Below are 16,105 nucleotides of genomic sequence, written 5' to 3' on the forward strand. Positions count from 1 at the left end.
CTTTTGAAACATCTCCATACGGAATTAATGGTGGCTTTTACTACGCTAAAGCAACCTATACTTTCTAACATGTGTTAATGATACTCAAAGGCGAAATGTTTGGTGCATTTCGCCTTTTTATTGGCCTCAAATAATAATCTTACTCTCGCTTATTTTGCTGTTTTAGGGTTATAGTTAATAAAAAGAATATTGTTTGGATTATGTTACTAAAAAAAGCGGATCATTTATTAGCACAAAACAAGCTTAGAGAAGCTGAGTTTCATTACAAAACGCTTTTACAAGCAGAACCTGATAATGGTGATGCTCTGTTTGGCCTAGGTAAGGTGGCGCTGCGTTTAGAACAATTTGATGCCGCTGTCTATATACTACAACGAGCGTGTCAGCACCTCCCTTATTTACTAGAACCTTTGTATGCACTAAGTGATGCATTTAATGCGGTTAACTCCCCTGAAAATGCGCAAAAAGTACTCGAGTACGCAACCAGTATTGCCGCAGACAACCCAGATACCCATTATTATTTAGCTCAGCACTATTTAACCTTTGGCGAGCTCGATAAAGCACAGTCAACGCTTGAGGAAGCATTAAAGCTTGGAATAGCACCGGTTACGGCTTATGTTTTATTTGAATTGGTACAATTAGGACGTTTTAATAAAGCAAATAATTACATCGTTCAATTACACCATTTTTTAACTCAAACAAATAACCTACGCTTAAAAATGGTCTGCTACTATGCTTTAGCTAAAAGTTACGACAAGTTAGACGATACTGATCAAGCGTTTAACTATTTTGTGATTGCCAATCAGCAACAACACAAACTCAGTGAATTTAAAACTGAAGATTTAATTGGGTTTTATGATCAACTTATTGAATATAATAATGAAAGTGTGCTCAATTTTGCAAACCTAAATAAGCAGTATCCTGTTACGCCCGTGTTTATTATTGGTATGCCACGAAGCGGCTCAACCTTACTGGAGCAGATGTTAGCAGGACACAGTCAATGGGCAACGCTTGGAGAAGACACCAGTATTAGTAATAAGATAGTCGCTTTTTTAGAACAAAAAAAAGGGTTACGCTACCCTCAATGCTTAACTAAGCTAACAACGCCTTTAATTAACCAAGCCAGAGCCATGTATTTAGATACCTTAAGTTCTTCTGGGAGCAATTGCGCATTTGTGATCAATAAACTGCCTAGCAATTACCAAAACTTAGGGTTAATTTATATTTTATTCCCAGATGCTAAGTTTATTAACCTGAGTCGAAACTTTCATGCAACCGCATTTTCAGTGTTTACTAATTACTTTGCTGAAAACGAACCCTATTTTTGTGATTTAAATGAATTTACTTTGTACCATCAGCTTTATGAAAAATTGATGAGCCATTGGCAGCAATTTAACCGCTTAGCTATTTATAATTTAAGTTATGAGCAGTTAATTGAAAACCCTAAAGATCAATTAACCGCACTATTGAGTTTTACTGGCTGTGAATTTGAACAGACTTGTCTAGACTTTTACAAAAATAAAAGCGCCGTTACAACGCTCAGTAAACATGCGATTAGGCAGCCTGTAAATAACAAAAGCCTTGATAAATGGCAGCGTTATGAAGCCCCTTTACTTAGTCTGCTCTCGTTGCCTCAAACCAATTAAGCACATCCATAAACTGTTCTTGGCGTGCCTGTGGATGGGTAAGCATATTAATATGGTCGTAATCTACTTTGTGCCCAAAGCGTCGGCCATATATTTGCATTTTTTGCACCCCAGTACCTGACTCATCAATAAACTTTTGAATATCGATAGGCTGTGCCAATGCTTTATCTTTTACTGCCGCAATATGTAACGTTGGAGGAAGCGTGAGATTTGCTAATGTTTTAGCGTAATCAAAGCCATCATCACTGTCTATCCACGGATTTTTCTTAGCCCACTGCATACTTTGATAATGCGACTTTTGAGTTTCATCATCACTGCCCCACTTTAAGCGTTTTGCTGGTAAATAACCGTGTTTTTTCGCCAATATTGGCGCCATAAAATACCAAATTAAATTAGCCTGAAATAACTTTTTAGGGTGGTTATTAAATAGCGAACGCTTTGAACCAAAATAGGCACACGCTTTTACATCGTTTATCAGCTCAGGAAAGCGAGCAAACACGCTATTAAGCAACACCCCACCCCAAGAATGAGCAACTAAAAAGTCAGGTTTTTTACTCTCTAACTGTTCAATTTTTTTAATAAATGCCGGAATATCTTCAACAATCGCCTCAGTTTGTCCATACCGTGCTTGCTTACAAATAGCTGGTTTACTTTCACCACGCCCGCGTAAATCAGCTACGTAGCAACAATACCCGTGTTCAGCTAAAAAAGGCGCTAACCCTTTATTGCTATGAGTGTAAAATATTTTGCCATTTTCTACCGCGCCATGAATTAATAGCACCACAGGCCCACTTGGCTTCTGGTTGGCGATACGGCGCAAATGCAGTGTTTGATGGTCACCTAATTTAATAAAAACAGACTCTTGAGTAACTGCCAAAGCGAATTCCTTATAATTGTTAACAACTCATCCTACCAGTAATACCTGGTAAGCCAAAGGGAAAATATGCACTTTTTCTGTCAGTATTTGTTACTATTGGCTTTTATTCCTGTTGTTAAAAAAGCCTCATGAAAGCAAAATCAACTCGTTCTAAATTACATCCACGCAATCAACACAAAAATGGTTACGATTTTAATTTGCTTACCTCGCAAACCCCTTCGTTAACTGCTTTTTTAATTACGACGCCAGCAGGCAATCAAAGTATTGATTTTAGTAATAACTTAGCTGTAAAAACCTTAAATCAGGCGCTATTAAAAAGCCATTACAACATTAACTTTTGGGACATTCCTGAGCACAACTTATGCCCACCTATTCCAGGTAGAGTAGATTATATTCATTACTTAGCTGACTTACTCAGCGAAGATAATCAGCAGGTTATTCCCACTGGCCGACAAATTAAAGTGCTTGATATAGGCACTGGCGCTAACTTAGTTTACCCGCTAACGGGCAATAGCGAATACCAATGGCACTTTACTGGCAGCGACATCGATTTAGCAGCAATAAAAATAGCCAAGCAGCTCGCTCAGTTTAATGATTTAAAAATAACGCTTAAACAACAAAAAAATCCCGAGCATATTTTTAAAGGGGTGGTTAATGCGAAAGATTTGTATCATTTAACGATGTGTAACCCGCCATTTCACGCCAGTGCAGAAGAAGCCAATAAAGGCAGTGAACGTAAATGGAAAAACTTAGGTAAAGCCCCCAGTAACGCCCTCAACTTTGGCGGACAAAGTAATGAGCTGTGGTGTGAAGGCGGCGAACTGGCCTTTATTTCTAACATGATCAAAGAAAGCGCTCAGTACAGTGAGCAAGTGATCTGGTTCACCTCGTTGGTTTCTAAAAAAGAGACCCTTGCTGCTTTACAAACACAACTAAAACAGCTCCCTATTTGCGACTATAAAATAGTTGAAATGGCACAAGGGCAAAAAGTCAGTCGCTTTATTGCGTGGAGTTATTTTGATAAAACAACCCGTGAACAAATTTGTGAAGAATTCATATAACAACCATAAGGACCACTCATGATAGATTTTCGCTCAGACACAGTGACCAAGCCTTGCAATAAAATGCGAGATATTATGTATCATGCCCCAGTTGGCGATGATGTATACGGCGATGATGAAAGCGTTAACCAATTAGAAGCCTATGCTATGTCCAAGATGCACTTTTTTGTAGCTCAGGCACACAAACAAATCTACTTGCATTAATGGCGCATTGTGAGCGTGGTGATGAGTATATTTGTTGGCAAAGTGCTCATAGCTAAAAGTTTGAAGGCGGTGGCGCTGCCGTTATAGGCTCTATTCAATCACAGCCTATTGAAAATGAAGCCGATGATAGCCACTTTGCGAAAACGCGATTACTGAGCCTTGAAAACACCATAGGTGGCAAAGTACTGGGTATTGATTATTTAATTAAAGCACGTGAATTTGTTGATCAACATAACTTAGCACTGCATTTAGATGGCGCGCGAGCATTTAATGTCGCAGCCGAGCTTAACCTTGACATTAAAGAAATCACCAAACATTTTGATTCAGTCTCTATTTATTTATCGAAAGGCTTAGGTGCGCCAGTTGACACATTATTATTAGGTTCTGAGCAGTTAATCGCTAAAGCAAGACGCTGGCGTAAAGTGCTTGGCGGCGGTATGCGCCAAGCGGGTATGTTAGCTGCTGCTGGGCAATATGCCTTAGAAAACAACACGCAACGTTTAGTCGATGACCACGCCAACGCGCGTTATTTAGCACAGCAGTTAAATGAAATTTCAGGCTTTGAAGTAAATATGAGTAATACCACAAATATGGTTTACGCTACGTTTGATAACAGCATAAGCATTACAAAGCTAGCAGCCGATTTAAAAGCACAAGGCATTTTTATTAGCCCAAGTAAGCAACTTAGGCTAGTAACCCATTTAGGTATCACTAAAGCGGATATAGATACCTTTATTAAAGCCTTAACGGCCCATATTTAACGCCGCTTTGTAATGCTTGCGGCACACCGATTCATAACGATCGTTGCCGCCAATTTCAACTTGATTACCATCGGCAATAGCCTCGCCATTTTCATCGGTACGTAATACGTGATTTGCTTTGCGCCCACAATGACACACCGTTTTAAGCTCAATTAGCTTATCAGCCCAAGCAAGTAAATACTGTGACCCTATAAACAGCTCCCCTCTAAAGTCGTTACGCAATCCGTAACACAATACGGGTATACCTAACTCATCAACCACATCGGTTAACTGCATAACTTGGTCTTTTGATAAAAACTGACATTCATCCACCAGCACACAATGACGTTTTTTATCTGCATTAAGAGTTTGAATTAGCTCAAATACATCTTTATCTGCATCATAAATATGCGCATCTGCTTGCAAGCCAATACGTGAGGATACTTTACCTACTCCTGCTCTATCGTCAATGGCAGCGGTGAGGATCACCGGCTCCATACCGCGCTCTTTATAATTAAACGCTGATTGTAATAAAGTGGTTGATTTACCTGCATTCATTGCAGAGTAGTAAAAGTATAATTGCGCCATGGCCATGCCTTCAAATAAAAAGTGCGCTTATGCTACCCTAAAGTGCAGAGAATACAAATTTGGAAACACTATTTTATTTATTTTGCTTCATGCTCTAGTAACCATTGCTTGCGCTCTAAGCCACCGGCATAACCAGTTAGCTTTTTATTTGCACCAATAATGCGGTGACACGGCACAATAATACTGATTGGATTTTTGCCATTTGCAGCCCCCACGGCCCTCACTGCTTTAGGATTATTTAATTGTATGGCTATATCTTTGTAAGTTGCCACTTTAGCAAACGGTACGCTACACAATGCCTGCCATACTCTTTGCTGAAACGGTGTGCCGCCAGTATCAAGCTCTAAATCAAACTCAGTACGCGTATGAGCAAAGTACTCATTAAGCTGCGCCACACAAGATAAAACATGCGAATTAGTCACCTTATTTAAAGGCGTACTGATATAACTGGTCGGTGAATAAAACCCCACATAACTAATACCGTTTTCAGTTGCCTGAATAATAATATCGTCAATCGGGCTGGGTAAACTGGTTTGCACTATCATAATTGCTGCCAAAGTTGAAAAGTTAAGTAAGATCGAAATGGTGCACAGTTCGCAGATTCAAAAGAGCTTGCTGCCGCTTGTGCCTTTTTAACGCCTAAATCGCCATTGAGTAAAATATCGGGCTGGCTTTGGCCGCGTAACTTTGCATAATTAACCGTCCATGGGCCAATCCCTTTTAAACTAAGCCATTGATCTAAGTCATCACAATTTGGATTAACGGCACAAAATTCAGCGAGGTTATGCAGGGCATTTTTACGCGCCCGTGGCATTTTAAAGAATGCAAAATCACAGTTTGCTAACACTTCAGGCTCTGGAAAATAGACCTGTTGGTGTTGCTTTTCACCAAGCTGTGTTACTAAATTAGTCACTAGGTTGTGCGCCGCAGTTACACTCACCTGCTGACCTAACACAGCACGAATACCTGCTTCAAAGCTTGACCAAATACCCGGTAGCCTTAAGCCTTTCGTAAGTGGAAATGCATTATTAATGTGTTCGCTTAAATGTGCCTCGATTAGATTTATATCAGCATCTAAATCAAGTACGCGGCGAATGTTGTTAATAATTGGCTGTAAATATTGCGTATTATCTATATCAATTTGCACCCGAAAATGATGTTTATCTGCAACAAATTCAGCATCAAAGCGCCCTCTACACGATTTATAAGTAAAAGTACGCCCATAACTGGTTGGCGTTAACCACTCTATTGGCTCTATTACTCGCTTTGCTAAAAACCCATGCAATGCCCGCCAGTTATACGGCGGACGAAAAGGCAAAATTAAGGTGAGCCCAATATTAGTTGGGTGCCTGGCGGTTCTGAGCGCTGAGGGCGCAATATTAAGTTGTTTTAAAAAAGCATCATTAAAACGCCGAACACTTTTAAAGCCTGAGGCAAATGCTATTTCGGTAAGCGATAAGCTGGTTTCTTGAATTAATTTTTTTGCAAAATGACATTGGTTAAATAATCGATATTGCGTGATAGAAATGCCGAAATATTGAGAAAATAATCGCCTTAAATAACGGCTGCTTATTCCTAAACGCGTGGCGAGCTTTTCGCAGTCGTGCTGATTATCATGATCAATTAATTGCTTGGCTCGTAGAGCCGTTGTTTTTGTTCCCTGCCAAGCCGCACTTCCTGGTGCACTATCGGGCCGACAACGAATACAAGGCCTGAAACCAGCTTGCGCAGCAGAGTGCGCAAACTGATAGTAAACCACATTTTTTTCGTGAGCTGTGGGCGCAGGGCAAATTGGCCTGCAATAAATACCGGTACTTTTAACGGCTACATAAAAAAGCCCATCGAAACGCGCATCACGACTTTGACGTGCTTTTTGCCAATGCTGATCACCCATAAAATGCTCTTGTAAATTCGGTAGCGCTTAGCTTAGCAAAAACTAAGCGTATTACTGGCCATATTCGGTACTAATCTTTGTTTGCAAAATCAATTAATGCCTGACCCGTTAAACGATATATAATCCATTCATTTTGTGGCTCAGCGCCCATGCTATTATAAAAATCAATCGCGGGTTTATTCCAATCAAGTACCACCCATTCAAAGCGACCACAGTCTTTATTGATTGCTCTGTTTGCCAGTTCTTTCATAATGGCTTTACCAGCCCCATTTCCGCGGCTATCTGGGCTCACGTATAAATCTTCTAGGTAGAGGCCATTTTTACCTAACCAAGTCGAGTAGTTGTAAAAATATACGGCAAAACCAATTGGCTCATCATCTTGTAAACATATTAAACTGTGCGCCGTTGCGCCTTCACAAAACAGGGTGTTTAAAATGGCTTGCTCATCGGTTTTAACTGCATCAGGTTCTTTTTCGTAAATAGCAAGCTCATTGATAAAGTGTAGAATTGTTTTTGCATCACTTGGCTTTGCATCGCGAATTTCTATTGCTGTGTTCATTGTTATTGACCTTTAAAAAACTACTTTTATGCCTGGCAAGCATCTAATTTAATATAAAAAGTGCTTAACTAATTATAATAATTTAAGCTATTAATACATTTATTTATACCCTAGCATATCGTTTTACATTCAATGAGTAACGTTCATGAGCTTATTTCAATTTAGCCATTAGGGCATTAAAAAAACAAATTAAAACAATGCTTTTATATATGGCAAAAAGTTGTCATTATGAGTACACAGTAAAGCAATGAGGAAGTTTAACTAAGATGGGTCATGGTCATTCACACAGTCACGTTGATGATAACCAAAGTGATAAACAGCTCACTCTTGCCGTATTTATAAATGTTTTACTGACTGCAGTGCAAGTTGTTGGCGGCGTATTTTCTGGCAGCCTTTCATTAATTGCCGATGCATTACATAACCTAAGTGATGCGGCCTCAATTTTTATCGCCCTCGTTGCTCGAAAAATTGGCAATAAGCAGGCTGATACAACCCACCATTTTGGCTACAAACGCGCTGAAATATTAGCCACACTTTTTAACAGTACAACCTTAATTGTGATTGGCTGTTATTTAGTTTTTGAAGCAATTAGCGGGTATGTAAACCCTCAACCTATCAATGGCTGGATCATTGTGTGGGTTGCTGCAGTAGCGCTATTCATTGATTTAGTCACTGCATTATTAACCTTTAAAGCCGGCGCTAAAAACAACATGAATATAAAGGCGGCGTTTATTCATAATGTGTCTGATGCCATGGCCTCTATTGTGGTTATTATTGCGGGTACTTTAATTATTTTATACCAGTGGTATGTAGTTGATTTAATAGCGACTATATTGATCTCAATGTATGTTATTTATCACGGCGTATTATTACTTAAAGCCAGCTGCAGCATTTTAATGCAGGCAGCCCCCATTGGTTTTGACCAGCAACTTATCAGCAAAAAATTACTACAACAGTTTACTATTACGCAAATAAAATCAATAAAAGCGTGGCAACTGGACGATACTACCACTCACTGTGAAATTGTGATGCAAACAGATACCCCTATTGAGCTTAATGCCATAAAACACTATTTACATGATGAATTTGCAATTGAACACTGCGTAATTGAGTGTTGTTCATCTTAGTTTGATTATACAAAGTGCTTTGTAATTAAAGCTGATCGCATCCTTATTTTTATGCCTTGTGCAACATAATGCAGAAGACCTGCTAACAATAATCCACTATCGGTACGAGTAAAACCTCTATTTTTAACACAACGCTATATTCAAATCTCTATCACCCCTCCTTATTAAATACAAATAACAACAATTATCATTAACCTTGCGTTTACTTTAAATTACTCTTAATATTGCGCCCATCATTAATACAACTAAAACCATTCAAACGAAGGACCCGCATGTTTAAAACATCTCTGAGCTTAATAGCATTAATAGTCAGTGGCGCCAGTATTGCAGACGAATCAACGATCCAAAGAAATTTAAATCAAACAGAAATGGAGCACGTTATTGTTTCGGGTAGTCGTGTTTTTGAAAGTATTGATGAAGTCCCTGCTTCCATAACTATTATTAGTCAAAAGCAAATAGAAGCGCATTTAAAAGTTAATCCAGAATTACAAAGCCTTTTAGCACAAATGGTTCCCGGCCTTGCTCCAGATACTGGAAGCTCAAGTAATTCAGGACAAACTTTACGCGGGCGTGCCCCACTGATCATGATTGATGGCGTGCCACAGTCAACGCCACTGCGTAACGGATCATTAGGGGTAAAAACCTTAGATCCAAGCGCAATAGGTCGAATAGAAGTCATAAAAGGAGCAACGTCAATTTATGGTAACGGCGCATCAGGCGGAATTATTAACTATATTACCAAGCAAGCACAAAGCGATGGCCAAACCCAAGGTGAAATAAGCTTATCGAGTCGTTTTAGTGCGGTAAAACTTGAAGAAAGCGCAGGCGCAAGGTTATCTGCAGCATTGAATGGTCGTGCAGATAAATTTAGCTACTTAGTAACTGCAAGCTATGAAGAAAACGGTGTACAACGCGATTCGCAAGGCGATATTCTCGGTTTACAATATGGTTTATCTGATGCCGTTACACAAAATTACTTCACTAAGCTTGGCTATGACTTTGATGATGAAAAGCAACTCCAATTTAGTTATAACTACTTTAGTTCACAACAAAAAACCGACTTAGGCGATGTTGTTGGTGATATGAGCCTAGGAGAAAAAACCTACGCCATTCATGTGCCGTCAGAATTACAAAAGCAAGGTAAACCACAAGGGCCAGAAGGCAACGAAAATATAACCTTAAAATACACCGACTACGCACTGCTTGAAAACACACAAATGACGTTAGACCTCTATACGCAAGATATAGAAAATGTGTTTTTCTTCTCTCCAAACCTTGCCAATCCTGATGAGAATTATCAAGGTGGTCAATCAGTTATAAGTTCAGAAAAAAAAGGCGCCAGAGCAACTTTTAATACCCAGGTAGACTTTGACTCAGTTGAAGCGTCATTTATTTACGGAATTGATGCGTTAAATGATGTGACTGCACAACCGCTGGTTGATGGGCGTGTTTGGGTGCCAGAAATGGACATGAAAAGTGTCGCGGGCTTTTTACAAACTAAGTGGGTTATTGCTAATGACTTAATAATAAAGGCCGGTGTACGCAAAGAAAATATCGACCTTAGAGTAGATGATTATCGCACGCTTAAATTATGTAAAACGGCCACGCAATGCTCTGTGCCAATTAGCGTAAAAGGCGACACGGTTGATTACAATGCTACGACCTATAACGTGGGCATTAAATACAATCTAGATGAAAAATTCAGCCCCTTTTTAAACTACTCACAGGGATCTGATATATCAGATATTGGCCGCCTACTTCGCTCTGCCACAGTAAATGATATAGGCCTTATTCAAACACAAGCTTCAATTATCGATAATTATGAAATTGGTTTTAATTCTCAATTTGATGCAGTTCGTTTAGAAGTCGCAGCATATCGAAGCACCTCTGAGCTTGGCACTACAAACAAATTTAATGAAGTAACGGGTGTTTATGAACCGGTTAGAGCACCTCAAGAAATTTGGGGTTATGAAGCCTTAGTAGACTACACCATAAATCCATCCCTTAAATTACTGGCAACATATAGTTATGTAGAAGGTAAAAATACTGAAGCAGATATATATTTAGGCTCTAAGCAAATCAGCCCACCAAAAGCTACAGCCAACCTTAACTGGCAACCTACGAATACCCTGTCACTAACATTAAGTTACCTGTATGTGGGTGATAGAAAGCGCTTTGAGCCTAATGATAATGGTAAATATGTTGGCGATCAGGGACCTGTCGATAACTACACTGTGTTTAATTTAAGCGGTCAGTATCAGTTTGCAGACAACTGGAAAAGTTTTATCGGGGTAGAAAACTTATTTAACCAAGACTACTTCCCAGCCCGTGCGCAATCTTACACCTATGGTGGATACAACATTAAAGGTTTAGGTACCACGGCCACAGTAGGTGTTACTTATCAATTTTAATCACTTACGCGTTCATACTTTTACGGTATGAACGCGCTTATACCCTCAACTAACTTGCTGATCTAAAATACAAATAACAACCTGTCCGTTTATTAACCAGCAATGCAAACTTAAACGAGAATCAAACTCAATATTAACCATATGATTTATAAGTAAATTACTTGCAATTCTGTGCCTATATACTAGACTAGCCACAATTAGAATTTTTAGGATAAGCGCTATGAAAGGTAATCAAAAAGTAATCGACGCCTTCAATACATTGTTAGCTAACGAATTAGCTGCTATTGACCAGTATTTTATTCATTCTCGTATGTACGACGATTGGGGCTTAAACAAACTTTATGAGCGTCTTAACCATGAAATGGAAGAAGAAAAAGATCACGCTGATTGGCTAATCAAGCGTATTCTTTTTTTAGAAGGCGTACCAAACATGACTAAACGTCGTGATCTGTTAATTGGTGACGATGTAAAAAGCATGATGCAAAACGACTTAACCTTAGAACTTGAAGTGGTTGAGTGTGTTAAAGAGGTTATTGCTATCTGTGAACAACAGCAAGATTATCAATCTCGTGAAATTTTAGAAAAGCTATTATTTGATACCGAAGAAGATCACGTCTACTGGTTAGAGCAACAACTGGGTCTGATTGACAAAATTGGCACTCAAAACTATCACCAAGCTCAAATGGGCGAATAAGGACTATATTATGAAAGGCGATAAAGACGTTATTGCAGCGCTAAATAAAGTACTTGCTAATGAGCTTGTGGGTATTAACCAATACTTTTTACATGCACGTATGTTTAAAGATTTTGGTTTTAGTAAACTGGACAAAGCTGATTACAAAGTATCGATACAAAAAATGAAAAATGCTGATCGTTTAATTGAGCGTATTTTATTTTTAGAAGGCTTACCGAACCTTCAAGATTTAGGACGCTTACGCATTGGCGAAAACAGCGAAGAAATGATTGCCGCTAACATGAGCTTTGAACTTGATACAGTAGATGAGCTACGTGCTGCCATTAAACTAGCTGAAAGTAAAAAAGATTATATTAGCCGTGAAGCGCTCGATAACATTTTAAATGAGCAAGAAGAGCAAATTGATTGGCTAGAAACACAGCAACTACTGATTAAAAATACTGGGCTTGAAAACTACTTACAATCGCAACTGTAAATTAAAGTTATAAATATAAAAAAAGCAGCTAAGGCTGCTTTTTTTATGTTTAATTTTTAAATGTTAAACCAATTCGTTTAGATAGGGCCTACTTTTATAAGTTACTATTAAGCCACTTGATCGGTTATATCTGCAATTTGAATCAGTTTACGATTGAGGATCTTTTTAGTACAGCAACAACACTTACCGCATTGGCTGCCCACTTTAAGCTCTTTAGTTAACTCGCGCATGGTAGTAGCACCATCGTCGATGGTTTGCTCAATTTTTTTATCGGTCACACCGTGACAAAGACAAACATACATGAATACAAACAACTCTCAATTTCATTTAGTGGGTTTATATTAATCTAAACGAAAATAGTTATCAATTGGTTTTTGATCAAAAATTAAATTTTATTTTTTAATCTGATCAGTGCCACTTAAATCGAGAATTCACGGCGCGTTGAGAACTTGTTGATTTATAATGAAATACGGCACTTAAATTGAGATTTATTAACTAAATTACACTCTAAAAAATAATTATGTTTTTTATTAGGTAAATTTCTTAAACAACGAGAAATCGCTTGAAAACATCTATTACAGTAAGTGATTTTAAGTGGTAATTTGCCTATCTGTTATACGAAAGCTAATCGGGTTTACTTCGAGGTAGAGTTTATTTAGGCCGATGCTTGCCAGAGGAGCGACAGCGCATCTTTATTTTTCATTACATAAAGAACTTCTATTCTTGGTCAGTTATAGCCGTGGATTGCATCACTCAATAATTACCGGCGGTCTGCTCTGTGCCATGAGCGGACATTGATAACGCTCAATTAATGGACTTTTATTGCAGGCTGAAATTTGCGAGGGACAAGCACAATCCTGTTCAATCGCTTGTTATGTTTTATTCAAAAAGCAACCTGATAAACTTAGGAATATATCTAGATGGAATATAAGTACAACCATAAAGTACCGCTAATGGGATAAGAACAGCTAAAGCGAGTAGATCATTTTTACCACCAAATATCGCTAAACCAGATAATAAAATAAATAGAACTGCTGTCAGAATCCATATCCCTTCAACTATACCATTTCGTTTATCTGATGAGTGTTTGTAAAATAAACAAACAATTGCACCTATTACAACTAACGATGAATAAAGCAGGTGAAAATCAGATGTGAAAACGAGATACATTAAAAAGCAGCCTAGCAGCCGTGTAATCCAAGTTTTTATATTGCTAATTAACTTCACCTAAACCTCTGAAAAGTATAACTTATAAATAGTGGGCGTTGGCACGTAGTGCATAATAGCGAAGCCGTCCTAAGCGTTTGCGTCCCAGCGGACGAAGTGAGCGCGTTGATTGACCTGTTATAGATCGGTACTCAAATTTTTTGATTGCTATCAGAAAAAGAGGACTGTTCGACATCTTTTTCTCGATTTACACAACGAAACCATAAATTTGCTTCCGGCCAACCACCTAACGGTCTAGCTTGTTTTGATTCAACATTAAGTGTCTCGACTACTTGTCCTTTATTCGCGCAAAAGTACGAGGCTTCTTTATAAGCATTTTTTTGTAATGTGTTGGAGTTGGTAAATCCCGTATCCCCTGTTTGCACTACTCTGTATGCATCTTTACCGTCAGGGATTACCCCGCTGCTCGATGTACAAGCTGCTAATAATAAAGATACTGATAATATTGCAAAAAATTGTCTTTTCATAAAATTCCCTTTAGTCATTATAATGCCCGCATTAGTTACGGAGCATGTTAGACGCTTTTTTTCGTCATTTTCTTTTAAGCAAAAAATCGAACAATGTGGGACGTCAGATCTAATGCGCTTGTTAGTTGCATTTTTAATTAACTAAAAGAAGCCAATAATGACCGTAATTATTACCGATGCGATCGCACCACTGCCTATTGAACCAAATAACGCCATTTTAGGATTTTGCTTATAATCAGCTTTATCCCCATGTTTAGCAACATTTTGTGCGTTCATATAGCCACGAGAAAACATGCTATAAATAATCATTATGGGTAAAGTTATAAAGAATACTTTCCAAGACCATTCCACTTTTAAACCTCCAATGTTCAATATTACGGATGCAACTAACATTTTATAGTACGATAACCGCGTTTATTTCTCCCTACTTAACGCTCATTTGTCTACTTTATATAGTTTTAACAGATAACCTAAGGTATTACTATCTCTAAGCTTTCTAAAATTTTTTAGGTAGAGTTAAATGAACCATTATGCACGCAACGCTCATTTTAATGAATATATGCGCAAAGAGCAGTTTAACCAATCAATTAACGACAATATTTAGCCAACCTCAATGACCGCTTTTCGCTCTTTGACGAAGTTCGGCTCTGTGCCAGCGGACCTTCAATCGTAGCTCGTTTTTGCCCCAAAACGTGTTAAAGCAATTATTCTATAGGTCGGCTTTGAGCGATAACCGGACACTGAAAAAGTTAAATTTATTCCTGTGTTTTAAGTAGAAATCTAATTTTGTCCAATAACATTATTAAACGCCGTTTTGGGGCAAAATAACATGCTTAATTCCTAGCTGTTTTAATTACTTGTTTACAAAGGTAATTATTGGTGAAATTATCAGGGTATGTAATATACGCCGTTTCGGTGTGTTATAAACCACCAAAATGGTGTTCAATAAGCTGTTAGCTGTTTTGCTATGTTCTAGGCTTTTTTCAAATAAAAACATCGACTTTCTTTTTGTCGGTTAACAATAAAGCAGCCTTTTCTTGATATAAATCAAAAGTATCGTCTGATATAAATTTATCAAACGTATTAATTATTTCTTTCATGTAAGAGGCTCTTACTTGATAAGTCTGACGTTCAGGATATTCTTTAGCAAGTCCATCTAATTTCTCTGAACTATTAGAAAAATACTCCATAACATTAATTTTTTTATCAGGATCTACATCCCCTCCACCATAAGAAAGGATCCTAAGTTTAGACTCTAAACTATTCATATCTTCTCTTTTTTTGGATATTATGGGGTTTCCTGACTTACCTAATCTAACTGGTTCATCACTATCGTATTTTTGTGTGTATTCTCGTTCCATTTCATTCACATTTTTAACAATACTATGAAGTTCTTTTATACTCATATTAGAAAAGTTGAGCTCTTCTTTTTTAAATACTTTTTCATATGCACTTCCCTCAATTAATGATGAATCAAAAGCATTATTGTCTTTTTTTTCTTTAACTTTAGGATCAAGGTGAGTTGTGTTTATATTAATTTTTAAGCCACTTTCGCTTGTTTTAGTAGAAAAGCTTTTTATTTTTTCATCATCACTGTTTGTAAAAATAGATATTTTACTTTCAAATAGAGTAGGTAGTAGATTGGTGCTGATTTTCATAAAAATCCTTTTTCATATGTCGTTTTCTTTTATCGACATAATTTTATAAAACTTAAGCTTTTATTTTAGATTGTTTTCTATTAACGACTCATAGGGCTGAGTCGTTAATAGAAAGTTTAACTAGCCACCAGATCTTACTGAATCGCCCCGTGTTTGCCAGAGACTCAATAACTTGAGAAACTGGAACTATGAAAAAATCAAATCGCTATACATCAGAGTTTCGTGAACGTGCAATTAGGCTTGTTACCACACAACAGCATGAATACCCTTCTCTTTGGGCTGCGCTAGTATCGATTTCAGATAAACTGGGATGTACCCCAGAAACACTTAGAGCATGGGTCAAGAAATCTCAAGCTCAACCGTCTAAACCCTCTTCTAATACGCAATCAACTGAAGAACGCCTTGCCGTCTTAGAGCGCGAGAATAAAGAGCTCAAGCGAACGAATGATATCCTGAGGCAAGCTGCCGCTTTTTTCGCCC

General features: G+C 38.0%; 17 protein-coding genes and 1 pseudogene. 8 read left to right on the top strand and 10 right to left on the bottom strand.

Annotated features, from left to right (window positions below):
- The first annotated feature begins 200 nt into the window (after positions 1–200).
- Positions 201–1,643: a sulfotransferase gene (locus MTN97_RS12445; protein WP_214552671.1), complete on the top strand. Its 1,443-nt coding sequence runs from the start codon at positions 201–203 to the stop codon at positions 1,641–1,643.
- On the opposite strand, the gene MTN97_RS12450 is transcribed toward MTN97_RS12445, so the two are convergent.
- Positions 1,612–2,520 (bottom strand): alpha/beta fold hydrolase, encoded by a 909-nt coding sequence (locus MTN97_RS12450; protein WP_036983859.1) that lies wholly within the window; start codon positions 2,518–2,520, stop codon positions 1,612–1,614. The genes MTN97_RS12445 and MTN97_RS12450 overlap by 32 nt on opposite strands.
- Positions 2,521–2,648: 128 nt before the next feature.
- On the opposite strand from MTN97_RS12450, the gene rlmF reads away from it, so the two are divergent.
- Both rlmF and ltaE read left to right on the top strand, forming a co-directional pair.
- Positions 2,649–3,581, top strand: a complete 933-nt coding sequence (rlmF, locus tag MTN97_RS12455) for a 23S rRNA (adenine(1618)-N(6))-methyltransferase RlmF (RefSeq protein ID WP_036983858.1) — start codon at positions 2,649–2,651, stop codon at positions 3,579–3,581.
- Positions 3,582–3,599: 18 nt separating this feature from the next.
- Positions 3,600–4,546, top strand: a pseudogene (gene ltaE, locus MTN97_RS12460) (low-specificity L-threonine aldolase).
- Here the strand turns inward: ltaE and MTN97_RS12465 are convergent.
- From MTN97_RS12465 to MTN97_RS12480, 4 genes are all read right to left on the bottom strand, one after another.
- Positions 4,529–5,113 (bottom strand): thymidine kinase, encoded by a 585-nt coding sequence (locus MTN97_RS12465; RefSeq protein ID WP_036983857.1) that lies wholly within the window; start codon positions 5,111–5,113, stop codon positions 4,529–4,531. The pseudogene ltaE and the gene MTN97_RS12465 sit on opposite strands and share 18 nt — an antisense overlap.
- Before the next feature lie 77 nt (positions 5,114–5,190).
- Positions 5,191–5,658: a methylated-DNA--[protein]-cysteine S-methyltransferase gene (locus MTN97_RS12470; RefSeq protein ID WP_248474518.1), complete on the bottom strand. Its 468-nt coding sequence runs from the start codon at positions 5,656–5,658 to the stop codon at positions 5,191–5,193.
- Positions 5,655–7,007: a DNA-3-methyladenine glycosylase 2 family protein gene (locus MTN97_RS12475; RefSeq protein WP_248474519.1), complete on the bottom strand. Its 1,353-nt coding sequence runs from the start codon at positions 7,005–7,007 to the stop codon at positions 5,655–5,657. The genes MTN97_RS12470 and MTN97_RS12475 overlap by 4 nt, the downstream gene beginning before the upstream one ends.
- A 70-nt stretch (positions 7,008–7,077) precedes the next feature.
- Entirely contained in the window at positions 7,078–7,566 is a 489-nt protein-coding gene (locus MTN97_RS12480; RefSeq protein ID WP_016899173.1) for a GNAT family N-acetyltransferase, read from the bottom strand.
- 266 nt (positions 7,567–7,832) lie between these two features.
- Here MTN97_RS12480 and MTN97_RS12485 point away from each other — a divergent pair, with 266 nt between their 5' ends.
- The 4 genes from MTN97_RS12485 to bfr (MTN97_RS12500) all read left to right on the top strand — a co-directional run bounded on the left by MTN97_RS12485 (position 7,833) and on the right by bfr (MTN97_RS12500) (position 12,273).
- On the top strand, positions 7,833–8,693 hold the full coding sequence (locus MTN97_RS12485; RefSeq protein WP_248474520.1) for a cation diffusion facilitator family transporter: 861 nt from the start codon (positions 7,833–7,835) through the stop codon (positions 8,691–8,693).
- A gap of 272 nt (positions 8,694–8,965) precedes the next feature.
- Positions 8,966–11,104 carry a TonB-dependent receptor gene (locus MTN97_RS12490; RefSeq protein WP_248474521.1) on the top strand — a complete coding sequence of 713 codons (2,139 nt, stop codon included), beginning with the start codon at positions 8,966–8,968 and terminating at the stop codon, positions 11,102–11,104.
- Between the two features lie 220 nt (positions 11,105–11,324).
- A complete protein-coding gene (gene bfr / locus MTN97_RS12495; protein WP_013463107.1) occupies positions 11,325–11,798 on the top strand; it encodes a bacterioferritin in 474 nt (157 codons plus the stop codon).
- 10 nt (positions 11,799–11,808) lie between these two features.
- Positions 11,809–12,273: a bacterioferritin gene (bfr, locus tag MTN97_RS12500; protein WP_008112262.1), complete on the top strand. Its 465-nt coding sequence runs from the start codon at positions 11,809–11,811 to the stop codon at positions 12,271–12,273.
- 107 nt (positions 12,274–12,380) lie between these two features.
- Here the strand turns inward: bfr (MTN97_RS12500) and MTN97_RS12505 are convergent, their stop codons facing one another.
- The 5 genes from MTN97_RS12505 to MTN97_RS12525 form a co-directional block, all read right to left on the bottom strand.
- Entirely contained in the window at positions 12,381–12,575 is a 195-nt protein-coding gene (locus tag MTN97_RS12505; protein WP_010389142.1) for a (2Fe-2S)-binding protein, read from the bottom strand.
- Positions 12,576–13,152: 577 nt separating this feature from the next.
- Positions 13,153–13,500: a hypothetical protein gene (locus MTN97_RS12510; RefSeq protein ID WP_214552677.1), complete on the bottom strand. Its 348-nt coding sequence runs from the start codon at positions 13,498–13,500 to the stop codon at positions 13,153–13,155.
- 131 nt (positions 13,501–13,631) lie between these two features.
- The gene (locus tag MTN97_RS12515) at positions 13,632–13,967 is read right to left on the bottom strand and encodes a hypothetical protein (protein WP_055013468.1); all 336 of its coding nucleotides are present in this window, start codon (positions 13,965–13,967) and stop codon (positions 13,632–13,634) included.
- 141 nt (positions 13,968–14,108) lie between these two features.
- Entirely contained in the window at positions 14,109–14,318 is a 210-nt protein-coding gene (locus MTN97_RS12520) for a hypothetical protein (RefSeq protein ID WP_152965273.1), read from the bottom strand.
- 632 nt (positions 14,319–14,950) lie between these two features.
- Positions 14,951–15,625, bottom strand: coding sequence for a hypothetical protein (locus MTN97_RS12525; protein WP_013463096.1), 675 nt, complete (start codon positions 15,623–15,625; stop codon positions 14,951–14,953).
- 188 nt (positions 15,626–15,813) lie between these two features.
- On the opposite strand from MTN97_RS12525, the gene MTN97_RS12530 reads away from it, so the two are divergent.
- On the top strand, positions 15,814–16,105 hold a 292-nt coding region (locus tag MTN97_RS12530; RefSeq protein WP_035112642.1), incomplete at its 3' end, for a transposase.

This window comes from Pseudoalteromonas sp. 2CM36K, from assembly GCF_023161865.1.
Taxonomy (GTDB): Bacteria; Pseudomonadota; Gammaproteobacteria; order Enterobacterales; family Alteromonadaceae; genus Pseudoalteromonas; species Pseudoalteromonas tetraodonis.